Annotated in this window: 30 protein-coding genes and 3 pseudogenes; 20 read left to right on the forward strand and 13 right to left on the reverse strand. The window is 68.6% G+C overall.

From position 1 onward, the window contains the following. Positions 1–135: 135 nt before the first annotated feature. From AB0H81_RS07535 to AB0H81_RS07545, 3 genes are all read right to left on the reverse strand, one after another. On the reverse strand, positions 136–2,058 hold the full coding sequence (locus tag AB0H81_RS07535) for an ABC transporter ATP-binding protein (RefSeq protein ID WP_358370608.1): 1,923 nt from the start codon (positions 2,056–2,058) through the stop codon (positions 136–138). 350 nt (positions 2,059–2,408) lie between these two features. Then, on the reverse strand, positions 2,409–3,452 hold the full coding sequence (locus tag AB0H81_RS07540; RefSeq protein ID WP_358370611.1) for a hypothetical protein: 1,044 nt from the start codon (positions 3,450–3,452) through the stop codon (positions 2,409–2,411). A gap of 97 nt (positions 3,453–3,549) precedes the next feature. After that, positions 3,550–4,800, reverse strand: a complete 1,251-nt coding sequence (locus tag AB0H81_RS07545; protein WP_358370613.1) for a helix-turn-helix transcriptional regulator — start codon at positions 4,798–4,800, stop codon at positions 3,550–3,552. A gap of 102 nt (positions 4,801–4,902) precedes the next feature. On the opposite strand from AB0H81_RS07545, the gene AB0H81_RS07550 reads away from it, so the two are divergent. The 9 genes from AB0H81_RS07550 (at position 4,903) to AB0H81_RS07590 (ending at position 10,699) form a co-directional block, all read left to right on the forward strand. Beyond that, positions 4,903–5,478, forward strand: coding sequence for a flavoprotein (locus AB0H81_RS07550; protein WP_358370615.1), 576 nt, complete (start codon positions 4,903–4,905; stop codon positions 5,476–5,478). 170 nt (positions 5,479–5,648) lie between these two features. Further along, a complete protein-coding gene (locus AB0H81_RS07555; protein WP_358370827.1) occupies positions 5,649–5,852 on the forward strand; it encodes a hypothetical protein in 204 nt (67 codons plus the stop codon). Beyond that, positions 5,849–6,214 (forward strand): hypothetical protein, encoded by a 366-nt coding sequence (locus tag AB0H81_RS07560; protein WP_358370829.1) that lies wholly within the window; start codon positions 5,849–5,851, stop codon positions 6,212–6,214. The genes AB0H81_RS07555 and AB0H81_RS07560 overlap by 4 nt, the downstream gene beginning before the upstream one ends. Continuing rightward, positions 6,214–6,513, forward strand: coding sequence for a hypothetical protein (locus AB0H81_RS07565; protein ID WP_358370618.1), 300 nt, complete (start codon positions 6,214–6,216; stop codon positions 6,511–6,513). The genes AB0H81_RS07560 and AB0H81_RS07565 overlap by 1 nt, the downstream gene beginning before the upstream one ends. A gap of 4 nt (positions 6,514–6,517) precedes the next feature. Then, positions 6,518–6,892: a Rid family hydrolase gene (locus AB0H81_RS07570; RefSeq protein WP_358370621.1), complete on the forward strand. Its 375-nt coding sequence runs from the start codon at positions 6,518–6,520 to the stop codon at positions 6,890–6,892. A gap of 199 nt (positions 6,893–7,091) precedes the next feature. Next, positions 7,092–7,751 carry a hypothetical protein gene (locus AB0H81_RS07575; RefSeq protein WP_358370624.1) on the forward strand — a complete coding sequence of 220 codons (660 nt, stop codon included), beginning with the start codon at positions 7,092–7,094 and terminating at the stop codon, positions 7,749–7,751. Positions 7,752–7,754: 3 nt separating this feature from the next. Further along, complete coding sequence (locus AB0H81_RS07580; protein ID WP_358370626.1) at positions 7,755–9,065, forward strand: radical SAM protein; 1,311 nt, start codon at positions 7,755–7,757, stop codon at positions 9,063–9,065. A 23-nt stretch (positions 9,066–9,088) separates the two neighbouring features. Then, complete coding sequence (locus AB0H81_RS07585) at positions 9,089–10,285, forward strand: crosslink repair DNA glycosylase YcaQ family protein (protein WP_358370629.1); 1,197 nt, start codon at positions 9,089–9,091, stop codon at positions 10,283–10,285. Between the two features lie 75 nt (positions 10,286–10,360). Further along, positions 10,361–10,699 carry a MazG nucleotide pyrophosphohydrolase domain-containing protein gene (locus tag AB0H81_RS07590; protein ID WP_358370632.1) on the forward strand — a complete coding sequence of 113 codons (339 nt, stop codon included), beginning with the start codon at positions 10,361–10,363 and terminating at the stop codon, positions 10,697–10,699. 212 nt (positions 10,700–10,911) lie between these two features. On the opposite strand, the gene AB0H81_RS07595 is transcribed toward AB0H81_RS07590, so the two are convergent. Further along, positions 10,912–11,598: a hypothetical protein gene (locus AB0H81_RS07595; protein ID WP_358370634.1), complete on the reverse strand. Its 687-nt coding sequence runs from the start codon at positions 11,596–11,598 to the stop codon at positions 10,912–10,914. 109 nt (positions 11,599–11,707) lie between these two features. Here AB0H81_RS07595 and AB0H81_RS07600 point away from each other — a divergent pair. Continuing rightward, positions 11,708–12,570: pseudogene (locus AB0H81_RS07600) on the forward strand (IS3 family transposase); the annotation flags it as partial. 142 nt (positions 12,571–12,712) lie between these two features. Here AB0H81_RS07600 and AB0H81_RS07605 read toward each other — a convergent pair. Continuing rightward, positions 12,713–13,207, reverse strand: a complete 495-nt coding sequence (locus tag AB0H81_RS07605; protein WP_358370637.1) for a hypothetical protein — start codon at positions 13,205–13,207, stop codon at positions 12,713–12,715. A 670-nt stretch (positions 13,208–13,877) separates the two neighbouring features. On the opposite strand from AB0H81_RS07605, the gene AB0H81_RS07610 reads away from it, so the two are divergent. Further along, positions 13,878–14,309: a DUF2243 domain-containing protein gene (locus tag AB0H81_RS07610; RefSeq protein ID WP_358370640.1), complete on the forward strand. Its 432-nt coding sequence runs from the start codon at positions 13,878–13,880 to the stop codon at positions 14,307–14,309. A 39-nt stretch (positions 14,310–14,348) separates the two neighbouring features. Here the strand turns inward: AB0H81_RS07610 and AB0H81_RS07615 are convergent, their stop codons facing one another. From AB0H81_RS07615 to AB0H81_RS07625, 3 genes are all read right to left on the reverse strand, one after another. Further along, positions 14,349–14,477 (reverse strand): hypothetical protein, encoded by a 129-nt coding sequence (locus tag AB0H81_RS07615; protein WP_358370642.1) that lies wholly within the window; start codon positions 14,475–14,477, stop codon positions 14,349–14,351. Beyond that, entirely contained in the window at positions 14,474–14,857 is a 384-nt protein-coding gene (locus tag AB0H81_RS07620; protein WP_358370644.1) for a hypothetical protein, read from the reverse strand. The genes AB0H81_RS07615 and AB0H81_RS07620 overlap by 4 nt, the downstream gene beginning before the upstream one ends. 343 nt (positions 14,858–15,200) lie before the next feature. Next, positions 15,201–15,791 carry a TetR/AcrR family transcriptional regulator gene (locus AB0H81_RS07625; protein WP_358370647.1) on the reverse strand — a complete coding sequence of 197 codons (591 nt, stop codon included), beginning with the start codon at positions 15,789–15,791 and terminating at the stop codon, positions 15,201–15,203. A 151-nt stretch (positions 15,792–15,942) separates the two neighbouring features. On the opposite strand from AB0H81_RS07625, the gene AB0H81_RS07630 reads away from it, so the two are divergent. From AB0H81_RS07630 to AB0H81_RS07650, 5 genes are all read left to right on the forward strand, one after another. Beyond that, on the forward strand, positions 15,943–16,230 hold the full coding sequence (locus tag AB0H81_RS07630) for a LamG-like jellyroll fold domain-containing protein (protein WP_358370649.1): 288 nt from the start codon (positions 15,943–15,945) through the stop codon (positions 16,228–16,230). Then, positions 16,185–17,840, forward strand: a complete 1,656-nt coding sequence (locus tag AB0H81_RS07635) for a hypothetical protein (protein ID WP_358370652.1) — start codon at positions 16,185–16,187, stop codon at positions 17,838–17,840. The genes AB0H81_RS07630 and AB0H81_RS07635 overlap by 46 nt, the downstream gene beginning before the upstream one ends. A 204-nt stretch (positions 17,841–18,044) precedes the next feature. Beyond that, a complete protein-coding gene (locus tag AB0H81_RS07640; RefSeq protein ID WP_358370654.1) occupies positions 18,045–18,554 on the forward strand; it encodes a hypothetical protein in 510 nt (169 codons plus the stop codon). 130 nt (positions 18,555–18,684) lie between these two features. Beyond that, positions 18,685–19,185 (forward strand): winged helix-turn-helix domain-containing protein, encoded by a 501-nt coding sequence (locus AB0H81_RS07645; protein WP_358370657.1) that lies wholly within the window; start codon positions 18,685–18,687, stop codon positions 19,183–19,185. 13 nt (positions 19,186–19,198) lie between these two features. Then, entirely contained in the window at positions 19,199–19,681 is a 483-nt protein-coding gene (locus AB0H81_RS07650; protein ID WP_358370813.1) for a transposase, read from the forward strand. Here the strand turns inward: AB0H81_RS07650 and AB0H81_RS07655 are convergent. The 3 genes and pseudogenes from AB0H81_RS07655 to AB0H81_RS07665 form a co-directional block, all read right to left on the reverse strand. After that, positions 19,671–19,912, reverse strand: a pseudogene (locus AB0H81_RS07655) (transposase); the annotation flags it as partial. The gene AB0H81_RS07650 and the pseudogene AB0H81_RS07655 overlap by 11 nt on opposite strands. 96 nt (positions 19,913–20,008) lie before the next feature. After that, positions 20,009–20,509: a MarR family transcriptional regulator gene (locus AB0H81_RS07660; protein WP_358370659.1), complete on the reverse strand. Its 501-nt coding sequence runs from the start codon at positions 20,507–20,509 to the stop codon at positions 20,009–20,011. Next, positions 20,475–20,909: an STAS domain-containing protein gene (locus AB0H81_RS07665; RefSeq protein ID WP_358370662.1), complete on the reverse strand. Its 435-nt coding sequence runs from the start codon at positions 20,907–20,909 to the stop codon at positions 20,475–20,477. The genes AB0H81_RS07660 and AB0H81_RS07665 overlap by 35 nt, the downstream gene beginning before the upstream one ends. 391 nt (positions 20,910–21,300) lie before the next feature. Between AB0H81_RS07665 and AB0H81_RS07670 the strand changes: the two genes are divergently transcribed. The 4 genes and pseudogenes from AB0H81_RS07670 to AB0H81_RS07685 form a co-directional block, all read left to right on the forward strand. After that, entirely contained in the window at positions 21,301–22,512 is a 1,212-nt protein-coding gene (locus tag AB0H81_RS07670) for a cation:proton antiporter (RefSeq protein ID WP_358370665.1), read from the forward strand. After that, positions 22,509–23,858 carry a potassium transporter TrkG gene (locus tag AB0H81_RS07675; RefSeq protein WP_358370667.1) on the forward strand — a complete coding sequence of 450 codons (1,350 nt, stop codon included), beginning with the start codon at positions 22,509–22,511 and terminating at the stop codon, positions 23,856–23,858. Before AB0H81_RS07670 ends, AB0H81_RS07675 begins: the two co-directional genes overlap by 4 nt. Then, positions 23,851–24,513, forward strand: a complete 663-nt coding sequence (locus AB0H81_RS07680; protein ID WP_358370669.1) for a TrkA family potassium uptake protein — start codon at positions 23,851–23,853, stop codon at positions 24,511–24,513. The genes AB0H81_RS07675 and AB0H81_RS07680 overlap by 8 nt, the downstream gene beginning before the upstream one ends. Positions 24,514–24,784: 271 nt before the next feature. Further along, a pseudogene (locus AB0H81_RS07685) lies at positions 24,785–24,902 on the forward strand (IS982 family transposase); the annotation flags it as partial. A gap of 77 nt (positions 24,903–24,979) precedes the next feature. Here AB0H81_RS07685 and AB0H81_RS07690 read toward each other — a convergent pair. Next, positions 24,980–26,029 carry a hypothetical protein gene (locus AB0H81_RS07690; protein WP_358370671.1) on the reverse strand — a complete coding sequence of 350 codons (1,050 nt, stop codon included), beginning with the start codon at positions 26,027–26,029 and terminating at the stop codon, positions 24,980–24,982. 4 nt (positions 26,030–26,033) lie between these two features. Continuing rightward, positions 26,034–26,633, reverse strand: coding sequence for a hypothetical protein (locus tag AB0H81_RS07695; protein ID WP_358370674.1), 600 nt, complete (start codon positions 26,631–26,633; stop codon positions 26,034–26,036). Positions 26,634–26,857: the final 224 nt, after the last annotated feature.

Below are 26,857 nucleotides of genomic sequence, written 5' to 3' on the forward strand. Positions count from 1 at the left end.
TGGTCGGCCCACGTCGATCACCGTAACCGAGGTCACACCCGGAGCGCACGTCATTCCCCCAGGCGCTGGTCGGGCACGAAACGCCCGCCGAAGAAGACGGCGGCCGGGATGCGCGGCTCGACTACCCGGGGGCCGTCATGGAGTCGCGCCCTCCTGCGTGGCCGGGTGCGCGCGATCGTGCTGCAAGAGCCACAACTCGCGAAAGAGCCCAGGCCGGGACGTCAGCTCAGGAAAGGTGCCCTCGTCGGTGACGCGGCCGGCTTGCATGACCACGATCCGGTCGGCGACGGCGGTGTTGGCGAGGTTGTGGGTGACCAGGACGATCGCCCGGTCTTGCGCGAGTTCGCGCAGCCCGGTGAAGATCCTGTGCTCGGCGCGGGCGTCCAGGTCGGAGGTGGGCTCGTCCATCACCAGCAGGCCGGCGTCGCGGTGGATCGCCCGCGCTCCCGCGATGCGCTGCCACTGACCTGATGACAGGGCCTGGCCGCCCCACCATTCGCGGGCCAGCAGCGTGTCCAGGCCGTTGCGCAGCACCGCGATTACTGCGTCGGCGCCGCTGGCGGCCGCCGCGGCCTGCACGGCCTCATCCGCCCCGGGCTGGGGCTGGCCGAGTTGGATGTTCTCCCGGGCGGTCATGGGCCAGCGGGCGAACTCCTGCGGGACGACCGCGCACTGCCGCCACAGGGCGTGCGGGTCCAGGTCTCGGGTGCTGACGCCGTCCCAGGTGACCACACCGCTGGTGGGCAGGTTGAGCCCGGACAGCAGCTTCATCAGCGTGGTCTTGCCGGAGCCGTTCTCGCCCACCACGGCGACGATCTCCCCTTGACGGACCTCGAAGTCCACCTCGTGGAGGGTGTCCTTGTCGGCCTCGGGATAGCGGTAGGTGACGCGGTGCAACGCCACATGCCGAGGACGTCCGGGCACGATGTCCCCGCGATCCAGCCGCTGGCCCGCTGCCTCGGCGATGAACGCTTCCCAGTCGTCCATGTATCGGCCGGTGCGCATGAGGTCGGCGCCGTAGCCGACGATGCCGTGCAACCCGCCGGCGGCCGAGCGCAGAGCGAACACCAGCGTGCCGGCGGCGGCCGCGCTGATGTAGCCGGTGCCGAGCAGCACCATCACCCCGGCCCACAGCAACACCGACGCCAGACCGCCGACGGCTGACCCCAGCAGACTGATCCTGGCCTGTTGCCAGGCGGCCTCGTCGTTGGTGCGGTCGACCCGCGCGCCGCTGGAGCGGTACTTGCCCAGCAGGTACGGGGCCAGAGTGTCGGTGCGTACCTGGTCGGCCTGGTCCTTGTGGGACAGGTGCCAGCGCAGCATGCTCAGCATCCGCCGGTCGTGGAAGGTGCGCAGAGTCGCCAGGTAGGCGACCCGCTCGCCCGCGACCGACGCCAGCGCCCGTGGAACTGCGGTCAGCGCGAGCAGCGGCAGCAGGACCGGCGCCAGCGCACCGATCACCAGGGCTGCGGCGGTCAGCGTGGCCAGTGAGGAGACCAGGTTCTGCGACTGGCCGATCATGTCGCGGCTGACCTCGACGCCGCGGGAGGCTTGGTCGTAGCGGTCGTTGAACCCCGGGTGGTCGTAGGCGGCCATCTCGGCGTTGGTGGCCGCTTCCAGCATGCGGAACTCCGCTTCCCGGGCGATCCGTGGCCCCAGCCGGTTCGACAGGCCCTGGATCGCGATGGCGAGAAGCGCGCGCAGACCGGCTGCTCCGGCCAGTACCGCGATCGACGGTATGGCCGCGCGCAGGTGCGCGGGGTCGCGCGCGGACTGGATCAGCGCGCTGAGCGCCGAGGTGGTGGCGAACAGGCCGAGCGCCTCCAAGAGCCCGGAGACCACCTGGCAGGTCAGCAGGGCGATCGTCGAGCGTCGCTCAACCGCCCAGGCAAGGGCCAGGGAGCGGCCCACCAGCGCCGGCAGGCGTCGGCTCAGGCTGCGGCCGGTCAGGTGCTGCGCCAGCTCGGCGCTGTCTCCGCCCTTGAAGTTGAACGTCAGCTGCTCGGTGGGCGGCTGGGGGGCGGCGTCGGTGTCGGTGACGGTTGTCTCCTCAGCCACGTCGGCGGCTCCTGGTCCCGGTCGGGAGCGGCCTGCCTGCCAGGGCGAAAGCATGGCGCGCCCTGGCGAAGAACTCTCCATGGGACGGGGCAGAAGTCGGACTGAGCCGTAGAGTCTTGTCCCCAGGTGTTCCCGATTCGGCAGAGCGGCTGCATGGATGCCGGGTGTCGGCCCTGCGGGCGTGCATGAACGCATCCCCTCCCATCACAGTGACGGACGGCAGTCGTATGAGCGCCGTCTGTTACGGTCTCAGATGCCACTGACATTTCCGCCGCCCGCGTGATCCGCTAAACCAAGATCGATAGTCTCGGAAGGGCGAACGCGCCGGAGCTGTTCTCTCCCATCCGCCGTCAGCGCCGAGACGGGCCCGGCACGTGGGTGTCGATCTCTGCGATGAGGCTTCGCACATCCTGGGACCTCTGTGCATGAGCGGCCAGCTCGGAGCGGAGCTCTCCCAGCAGGGACTGGCAGCGGATTGAAGTCACCATCGGAAGCCGTCGCACCGCGAGGCGCCCGGCGTGCACGGCCTGCTCGAGGTCGCCTGCTGCGGTGTGGGCGAGGCCGAGCAGCGCGCTGTGGCGCAGCGCTGAGCGGCGGTGAGCGTCGGAGACGTCGAGGGCGCGTTGACGTAGCAGGGGTTCGGCTTGCTGGATGAGGTGGTTGCGACGTCGGGGGACGTGGCGTGCGAGCATGACAAGGGCGCGGCCGGCCAGAGCGTCCAGCTCGGTTGGGGTGACGTAGCCGGCCCACTGCGGTCGCTCGTCGTCGGGGCCGGCGCGGAGGGTCATGGCTCGGTCATGGGCACGCTCGACACCCATCAGATCTCCTGCGCCGGCGTGCGCCAGAGCGCTGCGCGCGGCGATCAACGCCTGCACGGCGGCCGGAGCGTGAGAGGCGGCCTCCGCGGCCGCGGCGGACAACTGGAGCGCCTCGCGGTGCTGGCCGAGCGCGGTCGCGTGGTTGCTCATCAACGCCAGGATGCTGGCCTTCACGCCGCGGTCCCCTGCGGAGTGAGCGGCGCGTAGCGCAAGGTGGTACCAGCGTTGCGCGCGCCCGTCCTGGACGGCTTCTTGCGCCATCCAGCCGGAGGTCTGCGCAAGCTGAGCCAGCGCCGTGCACAGGCGCCTGCCGGTCTGGGCGTCGTAGCTGCTGGTGCGCACGACGTGGGCCACGCTGGCGAACTGGCTGGCGACGAAGTCGGCGGAGGCGCTGCCGTGTTCCTCGTCGAGCTGCTGTGCCCGCGTCACGGTGGCCTCGATGAGGGACAACAGCGGAGGCGGCACTTGGCTCGATGTCCCCCGCTCCGGGATGGGGACGGGGATGTCGAGCGACTGCCAGGCCGGACCGGTCAACGCCGCGCCGCCCAGGACAAGGAATGTGCGTCGTGCCAGCATGCCCAGCCGCCACTCTCCCAGCAGATGCTGTAGCCCCCTGTGGTCCCACGGTACGTCAAGATCGATGCCGGGCCCGAACGGCGACGTCCGCCGATGGTCAACCGGCGCGCAGGACGCGGGCGGCCAGCTCCAGCGCGGCTCGCGGCGGCCGTCGAGTACCGGAGACGATCTCCATGATCGTGGTGCGGGCAGTGGCGTTGAAGGCGATGGTCTCGGCCGATTGCTTCTCGGAGGCCAGCAGCGCGGTGATCGCGGCGTCGGGCTCGTTGTGGCGTAGGTGGCCTTGTGCGACGTCGATGAGGTGCTGGGCACGGCGGTTGGTGGAGGGGATGGTGTCCAGATCGAGGCGGCCGGCGAGCTTGAGGGCGGTGGCCGCCTGCCCGGTTTCGATATGGACAGCAACGGCGTAGATGGCGACGTTGGCCATACCGAACATGGTCAGCGGGTGATGGTGCTCGGCTCCAAGTGCGGTGGCCCCTTGGTGGGCGAGAGTCCAGCTGTGCCAGGCGTCGGCGGGGCGGTGCAGCCGGGCCAGGGCGATGGCATCGAACAGGTTGAGTGCGCCCCAGGCGGATAGTGCCGCGGGGTTGGTCGGCACGATGTGGCGGAGGTGGGCGGTGGCGTCGTGAGCGATGGCGTGGGCCTCTTCGGCATCGGAGCGGCCGAGCGCGGCCATGGTGGAGGTCCAGGCAGAGACCGCGATCAGGACGGGATCGTCAGTCTCTTCGGCGGCGACCATCGCGCGATCGGCGGCGCGAGCGGCCAGATGCGGCTCTCCGACGCAGTACAGGAAGCGCTGGGCCATCTGGAAGACCTCGCTCTGCAACTGCCAGGTGAGACGGCGGCCAGCGGGCGGGCTGGCTCGGTGCAGGGCCAGGGCGTCGCTCAACAGGTCGGGCACCACGACGCCGAGCGCGGTGTAGGGACGATCGGAGCGATGCCAAGCGGACCAGGCCAGGGACAACCGGCGACGGATGCGTTCGGACCCGGTGAAGGGGTCGCGGGTGGAGGCTTGCGGGTAGGTGGGGGTGGACAGCAGCCGCCGTAGCACGGGAACGGCCTCGTGCTGGACACGGGCGCTTTCGCCGATGCTGCAGCGCAGGCGTTGCAGGCGTTCGCCCAGGATCACGGCGAGGTCGTTGACGCCCAGAACCTCGGCCAGCGTGATCGCGACCGACAGCTTGTCCAGCCGCTGTTTGCCGCGCTCCACGGTGCGCAGCCACTCCTCGGTACGGCCGCACAGCTGTGCGCAGGCAGGCAAGCTTAGGCCGCGGCGCAGCCGAAGCGCTCGGACGTTCGCGCCGACCTGACGGTCGAGCGGATCGACGTGCTCGTGAGCTGATGTCATGGCGCGCCCTCGCGTGTTGGCCGTAGTGTGCCCCCCGACCGCACTGGATGCGTCGTCACTGACGCTAACGGCATTCACTCGGTGAGTCAGGAGATTGACACGATGACCGACGTCAGACAGCCCGTTCTGTACGTGATCGCGTGTGGCGGTCGCCCGGCGGGCGGGCTTCCAGATCTCGTGGCGTCGCTGCGGGCCGGTGGGTGGACCGTGTGCGTGGTCACAACACCCTCGGGCCGGAAGTTCGTCAACCGGGAGCGGTTGGCGGAACTGACGGGGTATCCGGTGCGTGACGACTACAAGCGGCCGGAAGAGCCGGACGTGCTACCACCGGCCGACGCGATGGCGGTGGTGCCCGCGACATTCAACACGATCAACAAGTGGGCGGGCGGCATCTCCGACACGCTGGCGCTGGGGTTGCTGAATGAGGCGATCGGCCTTGGCCTGCCCGTCGTCGCGGTCCCGTGGCCGAACGTGGCGTTGGCGAAGCACCCGGCTTTCCCGCTGAGTGTGGAGCGGCTGACGTCGAGCGGGATCTCTGTGCTGCTGGACACCAATCGACTGCCCCAGCCCTCGTCCGGCGAGCCCGGCGCCGCCTCCTTCCCGTGGACGGAGCTGAGGTCCGAGCTGAAGCGGATCTACGAGGTCTGCATGAACCGGATCGCCAGCACGAAGAACTGAGCTCGGAGAGCTTCCCACGGCCCGCCTTGAGCGGGCAGCGGCAGGCCCTAACACGGATAGAGCTTCCTGCCCACCCCCAAGTGCGGCTTGGGGATAACCAGGAGATCCGGCCATAGCGTCGCTGCAATGTCCGAGGACATCTATCGAGCAGCTCTTGCACGGTGTCGGTCGTGTTGCCCACGCGCGGGAACGGCCATGGCGGGCACCACGACCTCCAGGAGCCCGCCGGCGTCGAGCACGGCGCGGGCGAAGATGGCGTCGGCGCCGTCCGCGAGGCACGACAGCCCGGTCGTCGCCTCCTGGGGGTCGAGGTCGGCGAGGGCGTCGCGGAGCTCGTCCTGCTCAGCGTTGCTGACGGAGGCGACGAGCGATGACCGCGACCATGTGGCTTGTGCCCGGCCTGCGATCGGCCGACGCGGCAGCCGAGCAGCTTCAGACTCAGCTCCACGCAGCACACCGGATCGCCTCCGAGGTCCGTCACGGCGACGGCGTCGCGCTGGTGCTGATCTCGACCGAGCTGGTCGTCTGGACGGACGGGGACATCTGGTGGTGGTGGACCGGCCACACGACCGGGCGAGGCCGGTGGATCTATGCCCGTGCCTCCACCGGGAACGTGGCGACCACAGCGCGCCGCGTCGCCCTCCGCTACGAGCAGACGCTGACCAACGAAACCAGGCAGGCCCAGCTCAGTGGCCGCGCGAGCGGCGCGGCCTTAGAGCGGAAAGGACGCGCGTGATGGGACCGAAGGTGCTGTACCTGCTCAACATCTCCAACAACCCTGAGCGGTTGTCGGCCGCTTCCGGCTGGGTGGTGGCTGACACCCTGCTCTCCGCCCTGACCAACGCGGGCGCCGTGGTGACGCTGGGCTCCCCAGCACCGGTGCGCGACGCACGCGTGGGGTTCTGGCCGATGCCGATGCCGGCGCGCGGGCGAGCGCCCCGGGCACCGCGGTCGATCACAGACGCCCTGGCCGCAGTCTGCGGGCCAGGGCCTGATGAAGGGATGCGTAATGGTTCAGGCAAGCTGCGTGCGTGAGGAGATGAGGGTCTTCTCGGGCGGCGTCTGGGAGGACAAGTACGGCTACGCCAGGGCGGTGGTGGCAGGGCCGAGGGTCGTGGTCTCCGGATGCACGGCCACGATCGACGGTGAGATACAGCATGAAGGCGACGCCTACCTGCAAGCCATGACGGCCTTCGGCATTGCGCTCGATGCGGTCGAGGTGGCTGGACTGACCAGGCAGGACGTGGTCATGGTGCGCTACTACGTGGTGGATGACAGCCACTACGACGCGGTCGGCACGGCGCTGTCGGAGGTGCTCGGGCACGTCAGGCCGGCGTGTACGGGCGTCCAGGTGGCGGGGCTGATCGACAAGCGGATGCTGGTCGAGATCGAGATCGAGGCGTTTCGGGGATGAGCCGCGGGCCGAGGTCATCCCCTCTCTGGACGGGTCGGCTATCACGGGGACAGACACTGTGCGGTACCGGGCGACCGTGAACGCTGGCGGGTGCTGATCCGCACCCACACCGACGTGGCCCTACCGGAGATCGCTCCTCGCGTCATGTCCAGGTCGATCCACCCGGCATACACTCAAATCCCGCGAGAAGGGAAGCGCAATGCCGCCTACCTGCTCAAATGGCCTTCCGGGTTTCCTGATCACGTTGGACGGCCCCAGCGGAGTCGGCAAGACGACCTGCAGTCGACTCCTGTGCGGATTCCTCACCACATCGGGGCTGTCCGCGATTCGCACCACCCAGCCGTCCAACTCTCCGATCGGCTCGTTAGCCCGCTCCGGAACCCACGACTTCCACGGTCTGGCATTGACGTGCCTGGTCGCCGCTGACCGCTACCACCACATCGCCACCGTGATCGAGCCCGAGCTGCGGGCCGGACGGGTGGTGGTGTGCGACCGGTACGTCCCCTCGGCGTTCGTCCTGGACCGGCTCGACGGCGCCGGCGACGACTTCATCACCGACCTATATCGGCACGCCCGCCGCGCCGACCTGGCGGTGTTCCTGCTCGGCGAGCCAGAGGTATGTCTGCGCCGCGCCAAGGATCGCGGCACCTACAGCCGGTTCCACCACAGCGACCTGGCTGCGGCAAAGCGGGAGTGCGCCCTGTTCGCCGAGACCGCCGAGCAGTTCCGCGCCACCGGCGCCCCCACCCTGATCTACCAGATCGGCCACGCCGACGCCGACGCGGTCGCCGCCGCGCTCGCCAAGCAGATCGCCACCGCGATCGCCGCACGCCCCCACCCCCTACCTCCAGTGAGGTGACTGGTGAAGGTCGCACTGCTCTACCCCGAGGTCTACGACATGGCCCGCTTCCGCGAGCAGCGCAAGGAGTTCCCGCCGTTCGGCGTGCTGTACCTGGCGGCTGTGACGGAGGCGGCCGGGCACCAGGTGGAGATCCACCGCGTCGCACCCGGCCACACTGCGCTGGATCTGACCGGCTTCGACGCGGTCGGCTTCAGCCTCGCCTCCTCCGCTACCTACGGCCTGATGGTGCAAGCCCGCCGCGAAGCCAAGCTCGACTCCGGCACGCTGGTCATGGCCGGGGGCGTGCACGCTAACTTCTACCCAGGGGAGGCCTTGCGGGACCTGGCCGCCGACGTCGTCGCGGACGGTGAGTCCGAAGACACCATCCTGGAGATCCTCGGCCACGCCGACGACCGGGACTTCACCGGTGTGCCGGGCGTGCTGTTCCTGCGCGACGGCCAGATCGTGCGCACCCCTGCTCGCCCCCTCATGCGCGACATCGACCATCTGCCTCTGCCGGCCCGGCATCTGCTGCCGAGCGAGGACATTGTGCTGACCGACCGGCTGGCCGGCACCGATGCGCGCATGGCGCACGTGATGTTTAGCCGGGGTTGCCCGTTCCCGTGCTCGTTCTGCGCGGTCGCCCAGCGCCGCATGCAGTACCGCGCAGGGGCCAGCGCCCGCACCGAGCTCGCTCATCTGATCGACGCCTACAACATCGAGGGCTTCGCGATCGTCGACGACAACTTCATCGTCAACAAGGCCAAGGTCGCCGACATCTGCACCGACATCGCCGATCTCGGCCTGCGCTGGTCGGCGCTGTCGCGGGTGGACACCGTCGACCAGGCGCTGTTGAAGACGATGGCCGCCTCGGGCTGCATCGAGATCAAATACGGGATGGAGTCCGGCAGCGAACGCCTGCTGAAAGCGATGCGGAAGAACACCACCCGGGCCAAGATCCGCGCCGCGGTCGAGATGACCGCGGCCGCCGGGATCTCGGCCAAGGTGTTCGTCATCCACGGCTACCCCGGCGAGAACACCGAGACCACGCGGGAGACCATCGCTCTGCTCCGCGAGCTACGGCCGATGCTCGGCCGGGTGTCGCTGTTTCGATTCGTGCCGCTGCCCGGCACCGAGGTGTACGCCAACGCGCTGCTGCACGGCATTCGCGGCACCCACCAGCAGCCGGGCTGGGACGGCGACTGGAGCAAGTTCCACATCCACCACAACACCCACCACTGGTGGGGCGACGAGGAGGAGTGGGCCGAAACCGAACGGTCCTATGCCGAGTTGCGCGGGTTCGTCGAAGACCAATGGGGACCGCAGGAGTGACCGCCGTTGCTAACCTGCCCCGCATGGCCAGCCCCGTCCCACAGACAACAGAGTCCCACGCGCTCAACCAGCGAGAGGCCGACAGGCTGTGGAACTGGGTGCTGGCCCGCCAGGGCCTCGCCCCCCACTCCCGCCGGCAAGGGGTGGAGGAGATCGCCGATGCGGGGCTAGGGCTGCACGCCGCGCGGCTGCCGTCGCCGTTCGCCACGGTGGCGGCCCGCGCGGCAGACCCGGCCATCCCGCTGAAGTTGTTCGACCCAGCGGTTCGCTCCCGCCTGGTGACTCTGCGGTGCATGCGCAAGACTCTGCACACCCTGCCGCTGGACCTCGCCGCCGCGGCGCACGCCGCCACCCTGCGCTTCCGGGAACGGGACGCCCTGCGCGCGATCGTCAACGCCGGTCACAGCACCCACACCGTCGCCACCGCCACCGCCGCCGTTGTCGAGCTGCTGGGCGAATCCGGGCCGCTGTTTCATCGCACCATCGAGGACCGGCTCGCCGCGGCCGGGATGCCGGTGGTGGTGACGCGGCTGGCGCTCAAGCTCGCCTGGGAACGCGGCACGCTGACCTACGTGAACCAGGCCGCGGGGTGGAACCGTGAGGTGCGCACGTTCACGCTCACCGCCCGCGCCTACCCCGTGCTCGACACCGCCCTGGATCCGCATGTGGCGACCGACCGCCTGATGGCCGCCTACCTCGACCGCTATGGACCGATCAGTATCCGAGACGCCACCTGGTGGTCGGCGCTGTCGCGCGCCGCCGTGGCGGGCGGCCTCGAGCGAGCCGCCATCAAGCTCGTCCAGCTGTCCACCCCGTGGAGCGACAGCCCTCTGTACATGAGCGCCCAGCGGTTCGCCGAGTTCACCGTGGCCGACGACGCCGACTACGCCAGCGGCGTGAACCTGCTCGCGCACGAGGATGTCGCGCTCAAGGCCTACTTCGAGACCCGCCGCCGATACATGGGCGATCTGGCCCCGGAGGCGGCGTTCAACCAGATCGGCGAGGTCCTGCCCACGATCCTGCTGGACGGCAGCGTGGTCGGCACCTGGACATGGGACCCCACGGCCAAGCGGGTGCGCCACCGGCTCATCCCTCGCTTCGTGCCATCCTCCCGACATGCCGAGGTTCGAGCAGCCGCCGCCCGGCTCACGGCCATTATGCGCTCCGGCCTACACCGCACGCCCGACCCCCGAATCGCGGTAGGCCAGCTGAGCTTGTGAAAGTCTGGTTTCTGGTGAGCCTCAACCGGCGCTGCTGCTAGCGTGGCAAACCCATCAGCCACACGCGGGATCACCATGCAGCCTCTTCCCAACACGCATTCAACGTCCCTGGAAGAACTCCAGCGCTACGTCGCCGAGATGGAGCAGGAACGGGGCTTCACTCACAGCAGCATCGTCGATCAGTGCCTGAAGTTGGCCGAAGAGACCGGCGAGGTGTGCAAGGCGGTGCGCAAGCAGGCCGCCATGTCGATCGACCCGACCAGTCAGATCGGCACTGTCGCGCACGAGCTGGCCGACGTCCTCATCTACGTCGCGGCAATAGCCAATCGTGCTGGGGTCGATCTGGCCGAAGCCTTGCGCGCGAAAGAACGGATCAACGAGACCCGCGTCTGGACGACTGCGGTCAACTCGTAGCGGGGCAACCCCGCATGCCGATCTTCTCGCGCCGAGGCGGCGTGGCCAGCGAGGGCCTGATCGCCTGTCCACTCACCCCGGCGCGGCTGCTTCGCTCTCACGGTGCGCGCCAGCGAGCCAGATGATCTTGGCGGTCTTGCTGCTGAGTTTCCTCGATAGGTCCCAGGCTGCGCTCTACGCGGCACCTCACGTTCGTAGGAGTGCCCCGCGTTTCAGGCGGTGGGGTCGAGGAAATGTCGGATCACAGGCACATGCCGGTACTCGGCCAGCTTGCCCCGCAGCTCCTCAAGGGTCGCCGTCGACCTGGCGGAGTCCACTCCACCCAGGCAGCGAACGGCATGCTGAGCTGCCGCTACCGCCTGGTCCAAATCTCGGAGCGCAAGGTGGGCGTCAGCGGCACGCGTCAAGTAGATGGCGTGCGTGCGTGGATACTGGTCGTCCCCTGCGTAGTTCGCTTCAATCGCCGCCTCGAAGCGGCGGATCGCCTCCCAGGGGTCGCCGAGCTGGAGCGCGGACGACCCGGCGATCATCTCGACCTCGCCGAGATCGACCCAATACAGGTAAGGCGGGTCCTCATCGTGCGGCCCCGCGGCGAGGAGGTCGCGGGCCTCATTGAGGGCGCGTGCGCATGCGCGGCGGTCGCCGTCCTTGGAGTAGGAGCGTGCGGCGCGAGCGGCAAGCATCGCGCGGAAGCGTGGAGTGGCTTTGGACTTGGCCTGGACCTTGGCAGCTTCCACGAGAGCCACGGCATCACGAGGATCCCCGGCGGTGTAGTGCTGGATCGCGCGGAAGGACAGCACGTACGCGCCGGTGAGCGGGTCACCGGCGGTGGCGGAGGCGCGCAGCGCGGCGTCGAAGAATCGCTCTGCTTGGGCGTGGAAACCGTCATCGAAGTGCACCCATGCGCAGCAGCGGGCCGCTTCTGCGGCGGCTGCGTACGGGGGTTGCCCCTGAAGTGTGGACACCTTGAGTACCGGATGATGGAAATCCGGAGACAAGGAGTTCCACGTGGCGATGAAGTCGTACCCGCCGGAGTTCAAGGCGGACGCCGTCGCGTTGTACCTGTCCGATCCGGCCCGGACACTGGCGTCGGTGGCTCAGGATTTGGGCATCAGCCGGGAAACCTTGCGTAACTGGGTGCGTCAGGCCCAGGCAGACGGGACCGCTGGGGCGAAGCAGACGGGCCCGGCGAAGAAGCCGGCGAGCGGCCCGCTATCGTCCGACGACGTGCTGGAAGAGGAGAACAAGCAGCTCAAGGCGCGGATCCGGGAGCTGGAGACCGAGCGCGACATCCTGCGCCGGGCGGCGAAGTATTTCGCGGGCGAGACGAACTGGTGAGCCGTTTCCAGTTCGTCGCCGACCACCGGGACGCCTTCGGGGTGAAGCGGCTGTGCCGGGTGCTGGCGGTGTCTCGATCCGGCTTCTACCGGTGGCTGAAGGCGGCGCCGGCTCGGGCTGAGCGGGCCGTGGCCGATGCCGCACTGGCGGAGGAGATCAAGCGGATTCACGGCGAGTTCGACGGCACCTATGGCAGCCCTCGCGTCACTGCCGAGCTGCGCGCTGCGGGGCGGCGGGTCAACCGCAAGCGGGCGGCGCGGGTGATGCGTGTCTTCGGTATCGCCGGGCTGCGGCTGCGCAGGAAGGTGCGCACCACCGTGTCCGAGCCGTCGCATCAGAAGGTGCCCGACCTGCTCGGCCGTGACTTCACCGCCCCCGCGCCCGGCCGGCGCTATGTCGGCGACATCACCTACCTGCCCCTGGCCGACGGTGGTTTCCTCTATCTGGCGACCGTGCTGGACCTGCACTCACGCCGTTTGGCGGGCTGGTCGATCGCCGATCATATGCGCACCGAGCTGGTCGCCGACGCGCTGTAGTCGCCGTCACCTATCAGGCACAGAGCCACCGGCACGCTGGTCCCGACGTATCGGCCGAGCGCCTCCAGCCGTGGACGGGCCTCGGTGATCTGGCGCAGGGAGGGGCGCAGCAGCATCACGGCAAGGTCGGAGGATGCGATCAGCAGGCCGCCCCCTCCTGCTCTGCGAGCGCCTGCTCCCCCGCGAGTGCCGGGGCGGGCGATCTCATGGCCGCCGTAGGCGATCCAGCTGTCTCCCCATCGCCATGCCCCGTTGTCGTCGTCGGCAGCACGATGCCGGTGAGCCGCCACCGGCCGTCGGAGGACTGCTCCAGCTGGGCACGGATGTCGGCCCTGGTCTGGCCTTTGGCGGTTTCCGGGATGAGGAGATGGGTCCGCCGGTCGGCCATGCCTGCCTGTGACATGTCCTGGCAGTCAACGACCTCGGCGTGCTTCCCACCCACGCGGACTTCCTTCACCCCCGGGATCATCTGGCCGTACGGCTCTCGTCCCTGCTCCACCATCCGCCGCACGCCGTTGACGAGGTGGTCGAGGTAGGCCCCTTGGACGTACGGCTTGAGCAGCTTCCGCGCCTGCTCGGGGGACGACTTTCCGGCCTGGGCGAGCACCGGCCAGTACTCGGTGTACGTCGTCACGACCACGTCGTGCGGTCCCGGCGAGGGTTTGGCTGAGCTCTGAGCTGGATGGGTCTTGGGAACGTCCTCGGGCAGGGAAGGAGTCACGCCTCCCCGGCAGCCGACAAGAGTCAGACAGAGCAGAAGCAGCGGCCAGCACGAACGCCGACTAACGCTTCGACGCTGGTTCTCTCCGTTCCGCATCTTGACTTCAAGTAATGACTCGAATGCGGAGAGTAGCGCAAGGCTGAACCAAGCAAAGTTCAAGCGGGGGCAGCAGCCGCGGCCATCCGCCCCATCATCGGCGGCGACGTCATTCACGGCCCGCCCGTTCTTGAGAACCCGGGCTGATCCGCGATCACAGGACTCGTAGCAGCATGCGCCGCCGCCACACGCGGAAGGAATGGCGATCACCTGCGATCAACAATCAGAGTCCGCCGCCAGCAAGACGAAGCCGTCACTACCTGGGCGTTTACGCGCTACGCCAATCCCGACGTGCTGGCCGCCCAGCGTCGGGAACGCGCCCGTGTCCGCAGCGAGAAACAACGCCGCTGGGATCGACCACGTGCTCGAGCAGCCTGATCACTCATGCCGGTGAACGTTCGTGGTCACCGCACTCGGTACACCATGGTCAAGGGACGCATCATTCGGAAACCCGGTTATCCGGCCTGTCCTGGGTACGGGACCGGCCATGGCCTCCACACGCTCCGCCGGTCTGGTGCTCGGGCTGGGCCTCGGCGGGTTCGTCGACGGGATCGTGCTGCACCAGTTGATGGGCTGGCACCACATGCTGTCCGGCTGGTATCCGCACGATGAAAAGATCAACATGCTCGGTGACGGCCTGTTCCACCTCCTCTGCCTCATCTTGGTCTGCGCGGGTCTCGCGCTGCTGGTGCGTGCCGCACCGGTGCCGAGCAGGGCACTGACCGGCTGGATCATCGCCGGGTGGGGCGTGTTCAACCTCGTCGAGGGCGTCATCGACCACCTGGTCATGGGCGTGCATCACGTCCGCCACGGCGCCGACCAGCTTCTGTGGGATCTGGGTTTTCTGGTCCTCGGGGCAGCCCTGGTGGCCATCGGCATGTTCGTGGCGGGGCAGGTCGCGAAACCCGTCCGCCGCTGAAGCCGGCCGCGCCGGGCGGGGCCTCGGCCGGCTCCGAACTCAGTCGAGGTCGAGGTCGCGGAGCTCGGCGCGGGTGGAGATTCCGAGCTTGGGGAGCGCCCGGTACAGGAGCGAGCCCACCCTCCGCGGGCTCAGGTGGAGTCGCTCACCGATCTCGCGGTTGCTCAACCCTTTCGCGGCGAACCTGGACACCTCCGGTTCCTGCGGGCTGAGCAGGGCGGCGACCGCCCGGCCCGGTCGAGGGTGCCACCGGCCGCGCGGAACGGGCCCAGGGCACGCCGTGCCCAGGTCTCCGCCCCGAGCGTCTCGAAGGTCTCCCGCGCCGCCCTGAGCATCGGCGGGGCCTCGGCTCCTCGGTCGCGGTGCAGCCACTCGCTGTACAGGAGCTGGATCCGGGCCCGGTCGAAGAGGCGCTGGTCGAGCTCGCAGCCCGCCAGCGCGCCGCGGTAGTGCGACTCCGCGTCGGCGCCGTCCGAGAGCAGCGCGCGGGACAGATGCCTCCTGCTCAGGGCCACGGGTACGCGTACGCCGCCGGTCTGCGCCTCCACGGCCTCGACGATCCGGCGGGCCGGCTCCGGGTCGCCGGCGCGTATGTCTGGAGGCAGCGAAGATGACAGTGGAGCCCGCTCTCAAGCTGGGCGTTGTCACTTCGATGGGTGCCGAAATATCGGCGCTCCCGTCATCGAAGTTGGCAGTATCCGGTCGAAGATCGACTCCTCTTGAGCGAGGGCTATGACTCCGAAGTTCATGGTTGTCCTGGCCCAGCGCTGAGGCGGGCCTGGGGCTGTGACGCTCTCCCGGGGGCGTAGTCCCTCACCGGCCAGGGGCAACGCGGCCTCGGGCGGGGTCCTGCTCTTCGGCAGCATCACCACACAATGGGCCGCGACAGCGTCAATCCTGAGCTCCGGTGTCAATGCCGTCGACGGTCAGGTCCGTCAGCGCCGCGATGGCCGCGGCGACGGTGGCACGCCCCCGGTTCACCTCCGCGGCGATCGCCTCGGCCGCGCCCAGCACGCCGACGCAGCGGAGCCGGAGGGCTTCCTGCGTGAGCCCGGAGTACGGCCGCAGGGCGGTGACCATCAGGTCCGTGTAGCCGTCAAGCAGCTCGCGCTCGATCTCCTCCATCTCCTGGCTCCCCTTGAGCGCGGCCGAGATGGCGGTCCACTCCGGCATGTCAGTGGCGCAGGCGAAGTAGGCGGCGCTCAGGACGCGGGCGATTTCGCGGGGGACGGCCGGGGCGTCACGCAGGGCCTCCGCCGCGGCGGCCCGGTGCCGCTCGTCGAGCCGCCGGTAGAGCGCGATCAGCAGGCCGGGGCGGGTGCCGAAGTGGTCGTAGACGATTGGCCTGCTCACTCCGGCGGCCTCCGCCAGGCTGAGCAGCGTGAGGCTGTCGGTGCCGTGGGCGCGCACGATCGCCATGGCGGTGTCGAGCAACTGCTCCCGCCTGGCCGGCTTGGACAGGCGAGTCGATCCTGTGGCCATCGTCCTCCCTTGCGTCGTCTCACAGCATAAGCTACAAAATGAAAGTTACAGAATGTAGGTCAGTGAGAGGACATCACCGTGGAGCACTCCGTACTGATATTGGGCGGACACCGTTGCCGAGCAGCGAGGCACCCACCAGGCGCCGTTCCGGTTGGGCAACACCGCCGAACACGGTCTGGTGTTCACCTTCACTAACGCTGACGCCACGGATGCCATGGCCGAGGGTGTCCTATCGAAGGTTGAGCCACCGGTCGACGAGTGGTTCCATTTGGCAGCAACGTACGACGCGGCCACCCGGACGGCCACCCTGTACCTGGACGGGACACAGGCCGGAACCACGCGGTTGTCCTTCCCCCCTGGGATGCCCAGGCCCCACTGCGGATCGGCGCGGCGATGGCCGGGGGCATCGACGAGGTCCGGGTCTACCAGCGGCCGCTGACAGCAGCCGGGGTGGCCGACCTGTTCACCCAGTCCCGGGCTGCGCCGACGCCATCCGCGCAGGCTCACGCCGCCCCCGCCACGGCGGCGAACACCCCGCCTGCGACCGCCATCGACGGCGGCTTCTACAAGCGGGTCGAGCTGGATGACTGCCACTCCCTGGCCGACAACTATGACGGAGACACAGCAGACACCTACGTGACCTGGATGAAGGGAGAGTACGCTTTCGGCCAGTCCCGAATCCATGAATCCAGCTACAACTACTGCTGGTCGTCCTACATCTACGTCCTGGAATTCGCCGAGAATCCTTTCACGGGCGGGATGGTGCGGGCCGCGAAGCGGTCGTTACTCAAAAAGGCGAAGAAGAAGAACGGGGAGGCGGTCGAAGTCGAGGACGACGATGCGTTCCGCTTCCGCGCCACCTGGGTCATGCACACCATGCTCGGCAACGCAAGCGGGCGAGAGTTCTCCCAGGGGCAACTGTCGGCCCAGACGTTCAAGATATGGACCCGCCTCGACGGGTTCGCCGTCGTCGGCAGCGACGGTGACGTGAAGGTGCCGTCGAATGACCTGAGCGGGATCGAGATGAAGGTCCACCCCGACTCTGGGGCGGGGCAGTGCCGCTATCAGAGCGGACCCAGAACACTGCGTGATGTCTCCGCATGGCATGCCGCCCCCGACGCCCAGTTCCTTCTCGGATGGGAAGGAATCAACAGCGGCGTCCACCGGTGCGAGGTCGGTGTCGTCGTCTTCATTCCGGGCGAGGACGAGGGCACAGGCCTGGCCATCCCGCTCTGGAACCGGAAACTTGTCGACAGTCGATACAAGGTCGACGAGAACATGGTTCTCCGGCACGGTACGGGGATTCCCGTCAGCGACTGGGACGGTTACCCGTACACGGAATTGGTGCCTGTGGTCCAGTGCGACTGGGAACAAGTCGGGTTTGGGAAGCATCAACGGAGAGGGGGATGCATCATCCCTTCGGTCCCCCGAGTGTTCGTAATGTCCAAGAGCAGGAACGCGAACTTCCTCCAAGTCATCCAGCACATCGAAAGGGCGCTCAACCCGCAGACCAACGCGGGCACCGCCCCTCCGAAGCGACCCGGTCACGACTGGACTCACCCCGAGCATCCGCCCGCGAAGATCAGCATCGTGACTCCCGTGAGCAAGGCCATCCACGGAAACTGGGTGAACCTGAGCAGCACGCCGTTGATCAAGGTGAACCAGGAGAAGGCGAACGCCAACCGGGCTCAGTTTGAAGGCTTGCAGTTCACCACGGATAAGAATTCTTCTCTTCAGCGACGCTGGCCGGATATCGATAAGCCGAGGCCGTGGGATCTCTTCTCAGTGAACTACTGCAAGTACTACTTCGAGGAGACGTACCAACCTCCAGACAAGGTGGTCGCCGGGGTTCCGAACAAAAAGGACGTGGCATGCGATGAGTATCCGTTCGCCTCGACCAAGCAGGGGGCTGGCATGCAGGATGGGAACTACTCCATCAAAGCCGTCAGCTACGCCCACAATGATGCGCACGGGGAAGCCCTCGCCATGTTCTATGCCGATTACCGTGTCGTGCCCGACAGCCAGTTCTGGGTCAAGATCGTGAGCTAGTCCAGAGCCCGGAACGGCTCGATTGGCGGCGACCGGTGCCGACCTGGAGGGCTGCGATGGTCTAGTCAGGATGCCTATAGGGTGGAGGCGATTGCAGGATCGCCTCCACCCTATAGCGTTGTACAACATCGAAGGAGCGAGCTGTTGGACATGTCACGAGCTGTGCCGACGGAGAGTCAATGGAATCTCCTGGAGGAGCACAATTTGAACGGACGGTTCGATGCGGCCTGGATCGACACGGAGGACATAGAGGAGATCGCGCAGCGTTTCCGGGCGGATCAGCATTCCGGGATCCTTTGCGATCTTGAAACGGCGTTCAATGAGGCTGGCGATAACGCCCAGGACACTCTGGTATGGATCGGGACGCATTCTCCAGGCTGGTCCGTCGCGGTCGCCATGAGCGGGCGACTTTCGATTGAAGAGGAAGCCAGCACGGAACGGAGGCGCATCTTCACCCATATGCATATGGATCACATATATAAGCTCCCCGATGAGGGCATGCTCTATTACTACGATGGGGAGCTCATAGGCTCGCTGGGGGCGATCGAAGAGTTCCGGCATTACACGGATGACCTGGAAGTGGGCTGGGACGTCGGGTTTCAGCTGACAGTGGAGAGCTTCCTCACCCTGGCGGGACGCATCACGGGCCGGTTCCTTGACCGGGAATGGTTCGCGACGTCGCGCGTCCTCTACCGCATTCCCAACGGCGCCTGACCTCGCTAGAACGCCTTCTCCAACCTGATCACACAGGCTGACAGCCGAACATGCTACTGAGATTGAAAGGTAGGAGTTACAGCCGTTCGGGGGTAGTGACGGCGGTGGCTGGCTGGGTTATGCCCGGTGGGTGAGGTATGCGCATGGTGGTGGGCTGAGCGCCGAGGAGCGCGAGCGGCGGGAGCGATTACGCCTGCAGGCGGTGGAGTTGTTCGCTCAAGGGGTCTCGGCGGCGGAGGTGGCCCGGCGGTTTCGGATCACGCGGATGTCGGCCAGTCGGTGGCATAGAGCCTGGCAGCAGGGTGGTGCGCAGGTGTTGGCCTCCAAGGGACCCGGTGGGGAGAAGTGCCGGTTGGATGAGCGTCGGCTGGCCCGGCTGGCGGCGGAGCTGGAGCGTGGCCCGGCGGCGCACGGCTGGGAGGAGGATCAGCGCTGGACGTTGGCGCGGGTGTCCGATCTGATCGCCACCTTGTTCCATGTCCGCTATACCCCGCGCGGGGTGTCGTATCTGCTGCATCGCGTCGGGTGGAGTCCGCAGGTGCCGGTGCATCGGGCCATTGAGCGCGATGAGGAGGTGATCGAGCGGTGGGTGGCCGAGCAGTGGCCGCGGATCAAAAGCGACCGTCGCTGAGCAGGGTGCGTGGCTGGTTTTCGAGGACGAGGCCGGCCAGAGCCTGCGCCCGCCCAAGGCGCGCACCTGGGCTCCACGCGGCAAGACCCCGGTCGTCAAGGTCACCGGCAAGGGATACGGGCGAGTGAGCCTGGCCGCGCTGACCTGCATCCGGCCGCGGCAGCGCACCCCGTTGATATTCCGCACGCTGCTGCGACGCGGCCGCTCGGGTGAGATCAAGGGCTTTGGCCCGCGCCAATTCGCCGGTCTGCTGGATGCCGCGCACGCCCAGCTCGGCGGGAAGATCGTGCTGGTGTGGGACAACGACCGCCGGCACCTGTCCAAGGCGATGCGCGCCTACATCGACGCTCGCAGTGCCTGGCTGACGGTGTTTCAGTTGCCCGCCTACGCACCGGAGCTCAACCCGGTGGAGCAGGTCTGGTCCGTGCTCAAGCGCGGTCTGGCCAACCTCGCTCCCCATCGATCTTCGTGGGATCCTGTGCAGGTCAAACAATAGGTTTCTGCGGGAGTGGATGCCGCACTGGTGTGTCGCCGGGCGGGACGCGCAGGTGAGCTTCGGCGAGGGCTTCCAGGCCCATGTAGCGGCGGGCGTCGAGCCATTCGTCGGTCCGTTCGGCTAGAGCAACGCCGATCAGGCGGACGATCGCGGACCGGTCGGGGCGATGCCGACCACGTCGGTGCGACGGCGGATCTCCTTGTTCAGCCGTTCTTGCGGGTTGTTGGACCAATTCCAGCTCTGGTGCGACCACGAGGTCGGCACCCGCATCGTCACACGACGTCTCCTGATCTGACGTGCCGGCCTTCGGCTTGGGTTGCAAACGCGTCAGGCGTCCGGCCAGCCCAGTGGGTAGCGGATGTCCTCCGGCGGTTCACCACCGGCTCGTGTGAAGGCGGCCATGGCCGCCACGAGCGCGCTGCGCTCGTCGGACGTCATGCGGGAGAGGATCACCGCGATCTCCTCACGTCGGCGGCCGGTCACCTCGTCCACAAGCCGCCGCCCTTCCGCGGTCAGCCGCATCAGGCTCTCGCGGCGATTGTGCGGATTGACCTCGCGGACGATCAGCCCGGCGGCGACCAGCCGGTCGGCCATCCGCATGGCCGTCGAGCTGTTGACGTTGAGCAGCTCCGCCATTTTCACCAGCTTGGTCTCGCCGTGGACCGAGAGCACCACGAGCATGCGGAACTGGGGCAGCGTCACCTTGTCCTGCGCACCGGCCAGGGAACGCGCCGCGATGGCCACCAGCAGGCGGGAGCCGGTGACGACGGCGGAGGTCACGGCGTCGAGTTCGTCACCGTCCACCTGGGTCGGGGGGCGCTGTTCCATCCCCCTGTTGTACACCGCCCGCCGCGCGGTCCCGGCTGCGGTGGCGGCCTCCGCGGCCAGGTATCACGAACGCCTCCAGAGCCCCCTCCATGGAGGAGGACAAGATCAGGTCCGGAGTGTCGGGCGCGGTCCCGGGACGGGTGACGACAATCATCCGTCCGCCTGCCTCGTCGGCGTGCCTGCACGCGTCGGCGAGCATCTCGAACGCTTCGGGGGCGACCGTCTCCAGCCGGGTCAGGTCCACAACGATCATCGGCATACGGTGGGCCAGTGGAGGCACCAGGTAGGGGCGCAGCGCGTCCACGGCATCGAGGGATCCGGCCAGGTCGAGAACGGTGATCGGGCCGCACAGCCACCGGTCCACCGAGAGCCCGGGGGGCGGCCCTGATGTTCCTGTCATGGGGTGCCAGCGCCTTCGACGCGAAGGTGAACGACGGGACGGAGCGGCGGGGGCATCTTCGACCACCTTCTGGACGGCACAGCGAAACAGCGCCGACCAGACTTCCCGGCTCACCTGGACACGACAGTACACGACTCTTGCTCAATGCAAGAATCAATGCGCGCAAGTCGCGCCCCATCGCGAGACTCCATGGCATAGCGGCCAGCGGCCAGCGGCGACCGGCGCATCGGGCTTCGCCGGCAGGCGCGGGGCGTTCCGGCCGTCCGAGCGGCCCGCCCTCGTGGCTCCCGTGTAAATGCGCGTCGGGGGGTTGCGTTACGGTGGGCGCGGTGCGCCGGGAAGTCTGGTCGGCAAGGTTTCACGTTGGACGGACATCGACCGGAGGTTCCCCTTGGCCACGCTGTTGACGGCGTTCGCGTGCGTTCTGCTGCTCGCCGTGCTCCTGTCCAGCCTCGCTCACCGTACGATCCTGTCCACGGCCGCGCTGTTCCTGGTCGCGGGGTTCGTCCTGGGTGACGGCGTGCTGGGCGTGGTCTCGGTGCAGGCGACCGATCCGCTGGTGGGCACGCTGGCCGAGCTGGCGTTGTTCGCGGTGCTGTTCAGCGACGGCATGCGGGTGGGCTGGCAGGACCTGCGCGCCGCGTGGCGGCTGCCCGGCCGGGCGCTGGGGTGGGGGTTGCCGCTCACGCTGGTCATCACCGCCGTCGGAGCGCACTACCTGGCCGGGCTGGGCTGGATCGAGTCGCTGCTCGTCGGCGCCATCCTGGCGCCCACCGACCCGGTGTTCGCCGCCGCGTTGGTCGGCAACGAGAAGGTGCCGCCCCGGCTGCGGCAGTTGCTCAACGTCGAGTCCGGCATCAACGACGGGCTCGCGCTGCCGTTCGTCATCGTGTTCCTGGCCATCGCCCAGGGCGCGGACAACCTGCACCTGGGCGAGCTGGGGCTGGAGCTCGGCGTCGGCGTCCTGATCGGTGTCGCCGTGCCCTGGCTGGCGATCAAGCTGGAGCAGACGCGCTGGTTCGCCGCCTCCACCCAGTACGAGCCGCTCAACGCCCTGGCCATCGGTCTGCTCGTGCTCGCCCTGGGCAAGGCCACGCACGGCAACCTGTTCCTGGCCGCGTTCTCGGCGGGCATCACCGTGGCCACGTTCGGCCCGCGGCAGCGCGAGTCGTTCGAGCACTTCGGCGAGCTGATCGCGGAGCTGTTCAAGCTGGCGGCGCTGTTGCTGTTCGGCGCGCTCATCACGCCGGCGCTGCTCGGCTCGGTGGGCTGGACGGGCTGGCTTTTCGCGCTCGGCGCGCTGGTGCTGGCCCGGCCGGTCGCGATCTGGCTGTCGTTCCTGGGCTCCGGTCTGTCGGTGCGTGAGCAGGCGGCGGTGGCGTGGTTCGGTCCCAAGGGGTTCGCGTCGGTGGTGTACGGGCTGCTGGTGCTGGGCTCCGGCATCGCCGCGAACGTGCAGGTCTTCCAGCTCGTCGCGGTCACGATCGTGCTGTCCATCCTGCTGCACTCCTCCACCGACATCGTCGTGGCGCGCGGCTTCGACGACGAGCGCGAGGTGCCCGCCTGGTTCGGGCGGCTGCGCAGACGGGGCGGCGAGTCGTGAGGCGTGCCCCCGGCGTCCTCAACCGCTTCCACCATCCGGCCCAGGTGATCGTCGTCGGGTTCGCGGCAGTGGTCCTGATCGGCACGGCATTGCTGGCGCTGCCGATCGCCACCGAGTCGGGCGAAGCGGCGGGGCTACTGACCGCGCTGTTCACCTCCACTTCGGCGGTGTGCGTGACGGGTTTGGTGGTCGTGGACACCGGGACGCACTGGTCGGCGTTCGGGGAAGGGGTGATCGCCGGTCTCATCCAGGTCGGCGGGCTGGGCATCATGACGCTCGCCACGCTGTTCACCATCCTGGTGGCCGGCCGTCTCGGCCTGCGGGCCAGGATCTTCGCGCAGGCCGAGACGAAGACGTTGAGCATGGCGGACCTGCGGCACGTGGTGCGCAAGGTGGTCGTCTTCAGCCTGGTGTGCGAGGCGGCCGCGGCGGTGGTTCTCACCGGCCGGTTCCTCATCGGTCATGGCGAGCCGTTCGGCCGCGCCGTCTACCTGGGCGTCTTCCACGCGGTCTCGGCCTTCAACAGCGCCGGTTTCGCGCTGTGGCCGGACAACCTGATGCGGTTCGTCGCCGACCCGTGGATCTGCCTGACCGTCGCCGTAACGGTGATCGTGGGCGGGCTGGGCTTCCCGGTGGTGTTCGAGCTGCTGCGGGCATGGCGGCGGCCGGGCCGCTGGTCGGTCCTGACCAGGGTCACCGTCGGCGTCACCCTGATCCTGCTCGTCGGCGGCACGCTGGTCTTCCTGGCCGCCGAATGGGACAACCCGCGCACGCTGGGCGCGCTCGACGGCCAGGCCAAGGTCCTGGCCGCGTTCTTCACCGCCGTCATGCCGCGCACGGCCGGGTTCAACGGCCTGGACCTCGCCGGCATGTACCCCACGAGCTGGCTGGCCACCGACCTGCTGATGTTCATCGGCGGTGGCAGCGCCGGCACCGCGGGCGGCATCAAGGTCACCACGTTCGGGCTGCTGGCCTTCGTCATCTGGGCCGAGCTGCGCGGCGAGCGCGAGGTCACCGTCGGGCACCGCAGCCTCCCGCAGAGCACCCAGCGCCAGGCCATCTCGATCAGCCTCGTCAGCGTGGCGCTGGTCGCCGTGTCCACGTACGCGCTGCTCGCGCTCACCCCGCACAGCCTGGATCAGGTGCTGTTCGAAGCGGTCTCGGCGTTCGGCACCGTGGGCCTTTCCACCGGTGTCACCACGGACATCCCTCCGGCCGGGCAGGTGCTGCTCGTGCTGCTCATGTTCGTCGGCCGGACCGGTCCGCTCACCCTGGGCTCCGCCCTCGCGCTGAAGGACCGTACCCGCCGCTTCCAACTCCCCGAGGAGAGGGTCATCGTTGGCTGACAGGACAAGCGATCCGGTCGTGGTGATCGGGCTGGGCCGGTTCGGCAGTTCGCTCGCCGTCGAGCTCACCCGGCGCGGCACCGAGGTACTGGCCATCGACAACCGCGCCAAGGTGGTGCAGAGCCTGTCCGGCGAGATCACCCACATCGCCACCGCCGACTGCACCGACATGCAGGCGCTGCGGCAGCTCGGCGTGCCCGACTTCTACCGTGCCGTCGTCGGGATCGGCGGCGACCTGGAGGCGAGCATCCTGACCGCGTCGCTGCTCGTGGAGCTGGAGATCGAGCACATCTGGGCCAAGGCGGTCAGCCGGCAGCACGGACGCATCCTCGACCGCATCGGCGTCCACCACGTCGTCTTCCCCGAGCACGACATGGGCGAGCGGGTCGCCCACCTGATCAGCGGCCGGATGCTCGACTTCATGCAGGTGGACGACAACTTCGCGCTCGCCAAGACGCCTCCGCCCAAGCAGTACGTGGGCATCCCGCTCGGGGAGTCCGACCTGCGGCGGAAGTACGGCGTCACCATCGTCGCGGTCAAGAGCCAGGGGCAGGAGTTCACCTACGCCACCGCGGAGACCGTGCTCGGCTACGGCGACGTCGTCATCGTGTCCGGCCGGACGGATCAGGTCGAACGCTTCGCCAACCTGCCGTAGAGGTGCCCATGGGAAGGACGCTGCCGGTACTGCCGTAGGCCGGTGTGGGCCACCGCCCGCGCGAATGCGCTGTACTGCGGCCCGGCGTGCGAGGCGCTCGCGCACCGCCGCCGGCGGCGCTACGCCGAGGCGGTGGGGAGCGGTGAGGCACTGGTGTCCGGCGTGTCCAGGTCATCCACGTCGCGGCAGTTGCCACCGCGGTATTGGCCTGCTGCGACTCTTCTATCGCAACTGCGACACCTCGCAACCGGAAGAAGCTCTACTCGAGACGGTTCGGCAGCTGATCGAGTCGGTGGGACATTCTCAAAGGCCACCTCGACCTCGAACAGCACGGCGGCCGCACCGTCGAGGGCGTCGTCGTCCGCGCGGCCCAGCGCATCGTGGCGATGATCTGCGCGAAATGGCACCGCAACACCGGCGCACCCGTCACCTGCCTACACCCCTGAGCCGCATCGGAGCTACTCGTCTAGTTGTGGCGGCTGTGGGCGCGCCGGCGCAGGATAAGCAAGACACACAGCGCGACGGCTGCGGCGGCCCCGGCGGCGGCCGTGACCATGACAGGACTGGTGAACAGGCTGTCCAGGACGGCCGGCAGTCCCCACGTTCCCGGTTGTGCCGGAAAGGTGAGCCTACCGGTGATCGTGTGCCGGACCCGGCCGCTCTCCAGGGTGAGCCTGACCTGCCACGGCCCCTCGGGCAGCCGGGGATCGAGGTTGACCATGACGGGCGCGCTGTCGCCCGGCGCCAGGGTCGTCCCGGTCCGCGCCTGGTAAGGGCCCGCCCGGAGCCCGCCCGCTCCCTCAGACAGCCACAGCTTGCCGCCGAGGTCGAGCGCGCGTTCGCCGGTGTTGCGTACCGTCGCCTTGACGATCGGCACGCCGTCGGCGGTGCGTCCCGGAGTGAGCTGGTCGATCGCGAAGTCCGAGGGCGGGTCGCCGCCCGGGCCAATGTCGAGGTAGAGCCTGATGCCCACCTGGTTGACCATCTCGATGTTGCGGCGGGGCCCGGCCAAGGATCGGGCCTCGGCCCAGATGCCGCCGTACCGTTCCCCCTTGGAGGCCGACCCGGGGACGTCGATCGTCGCCCGGAGTTCGGCCCGGCCGTGCGCAGGGACGACGATGTCGGGACGGTCGATCGACACCCACGAGCTGATCTCGTTGGCGTCCCGATCCGCCGCCGGCACGAACTCGTGGTCGACGATCTGCGCGGCGCCCGCGTACACCCGGACATGCTGCGAGTGACTCGAGGGGTTTCGAACCTCGAACCGGCGGGTGATCCTGTTGCCCGGGTTCATGTGGTCGACGATGAAGACCCGGGCGCGGGGGTCGTCCCGCCGGTTCGAGGAGGCCTCCAACAGCCTGATGCCGAGGCCGATCCCGCCGGAGCCGGTCCGGTCCGGACGGCCCGCGTCCGAGCCGTCCGGAGCATCCGCCGCCCACACCGGCGCACCGGTCAGCGCAAGGACGAGCGCGGCCAGCAGCCCCGCCCAGCGGAGGATCGCGCGGTGCTCGCCCACGCGGTCAGGTCACCGTATGGGTGATGGTGCCGGTGTACTGGCCGCCGATGTTGCTGATGTCCAGACGTGCGGTGAGCAGCGGGTTCCACGTCGCGGAGTTGTTGCCGGTGCCGTCGGTGTGGCTGAAGGCCGTGCGGCTCACGCCGAGTGTCTGCCCCGTCGCCGGGGGCGGCGCGGCGCAGCCGGTCTGGCCCGGGGTGAAGGTCCCGGTGCCGGTGGTGGCGGTGGCGGCTCCGGAGCAGTAGGAGACGTCGCCGTTGTCGATGGTCTCGCCCGGGTCGTCGCCGCCGCCGGTGACGAAGTCGGTGCTGCTCACGGTCACGGTCCACGCGGGCGTGGCCGACGCGCGGGCGTCGGTGACCGTGATCGCCCCGAGCTGCCCGTAGGCGTATCCGCCGGGTGCGGCGTCGTTGGCCAGATCGGCGGTGTCCGGCACGGTGACCTCCAGCGCACCGACGCTCACGTCGAAGGTCGTGGTGGTGGCACAGGCCACGTCCTCCGCGCACGTGTCCGCCCAGGCGGGCCCCGCCACTCCGCCCGTGATCGCCACCGTCCCGCTCACCGTGGCGAGCGCCGTCAGCAACGCGAGGCTGCGTCTCCTCATGGGCATGTCCTCCTGTACCTGTACCTGTAGGTGGAACGGGAGGTCACGCAGACGTTAACACCGTAAGTGATCAATCGGTCGCCGCTGCGGCTTGTGTCCGATCAAATGCTGGTCAGCCGATCACGACGGATGGAATACCCCAGAGCTCCACCACCTCCCGGCCCCGGCGACGACGAGGATCCCCGGGCGCCGCGGAAGCCATGTCATCGTGTCCGGACGCACGG

Origin of the sequence: Nonomuraea sp. NPDC050691, from assembly GCF_040654455.1 — a bacterium.
GTDB lineage: Bacteria > Actinomycetota > Actinomycetes > Streptosporangiales > Streptosporangiaceae > Nonomuraea.

Bases quoted from the DNA above. Each gene is read 5' to 3' on its own strand.
- AB0H81_RS07545 (WP_358370613.1), bottom strand. From the start codon at position 4,800: ATGACATCAGCTCACGAGCACGTCGATCCGCTCGACCGTCAGGTCGGC.
- AB0H81_RS07660 (WP_358370659.1), bottom strand. From the start codon at position 20,509: ATGGAACAGCGCCCCCCGACCCAGGTGGACGGTGACGAACTCGACGCC.
- AB0H81_RS07565 (WP_358370618.1), top strand. From the start codon at position 6,214: ATGGGACCGAAGGTGCTGTACCTGCTCAACATCTCCAACAACCCTGAG.
- AB0H81_RS07695 (WP_358370674.1), bottom strand. From the start codon at position 26,633: ATGAGGAGACGCAGCCTCGCGTTGCTGACGGCGCTCGCCACGGTGAGC.
- AB0H81_RS07570 (WP_358370621.1), top strand. From the start codon at position 6,518: ATGAGGGTCTTCTCGGGCGGCGTCTGGGAGGACAAGTACGGCTACGCC.
- AB0H81_RS07625 (WP_358370647.1), bottom strand. From the start codon at position 15,791: ATGGCCACAGGATCGACTCGCCTGTCCAAGCCGGCCAGGCGGGAGCAG.
- AB0H81_RS07590 (WP_358370632.1), top strand. From the start codon at position 10,361: ATGCAGCCTCTTCCCAACACGCATTCAACGTCCCTGGAAGAACTCCAG.
- AB0H81_RS07575 (WP_358370624.1), top strand. From the start codon at position 7,092: ATGCCGCCTACCTGCTCAAATGGCCTTCCGGGTTTCCTGATCACGTTG.
- AB0H81_RS07610 (WP_358370640.1), top strand. From the start codon at position 13,878: ATGGCCTCCACACGCTCCGCCGGTCTGGTGCTCGGGCTGGGCCTCGGC.
- AB0H81_RS07560 (WP_358370829.1), top strand. From the start codon at position 5,849: ATGACCGCGACCATGTGGCTTGTGCCCGGCCTGCGATCGGCCGACGCG.
- AB0H81_RS07665 (WP_358370662.1), bottom strand. From the start codon at position 20,909: ATGACAGGAACATCAGGGCCGCCCCCCGGGCTCTCGGTGGACCGGTGG.
- AB0H81_RS07585 (WP_358370629.1), top strand. From the start codon at position 9,089: ATGGCCAGCCCCGTCCCACAGACAACAGAGTCCCACGCGCTCAACCAG.
- AB0H81_RS07540 (WP_358370611.1), bottom strand. From the start codon at position 3,452: ATGCTGGCACGACGCACATTCCTTGTCCTGGGCGGCGCGGCGTTGACC.
- AB0H81_RS07635 (WP_358370652.1), top strand. From the start codon at position 16,185: ATGGCCGGGGGCATCGACGAGGTCCGGGTCTACCAGCGGCCGCTGACA.
- AB0H81_RS07550 (WP_358370615.1), top strand. From the start codon at position 4,903: ATGACCGACGTCAGACAGCCCGTTCTGTACGTGATCGCGTGTGGCGGT.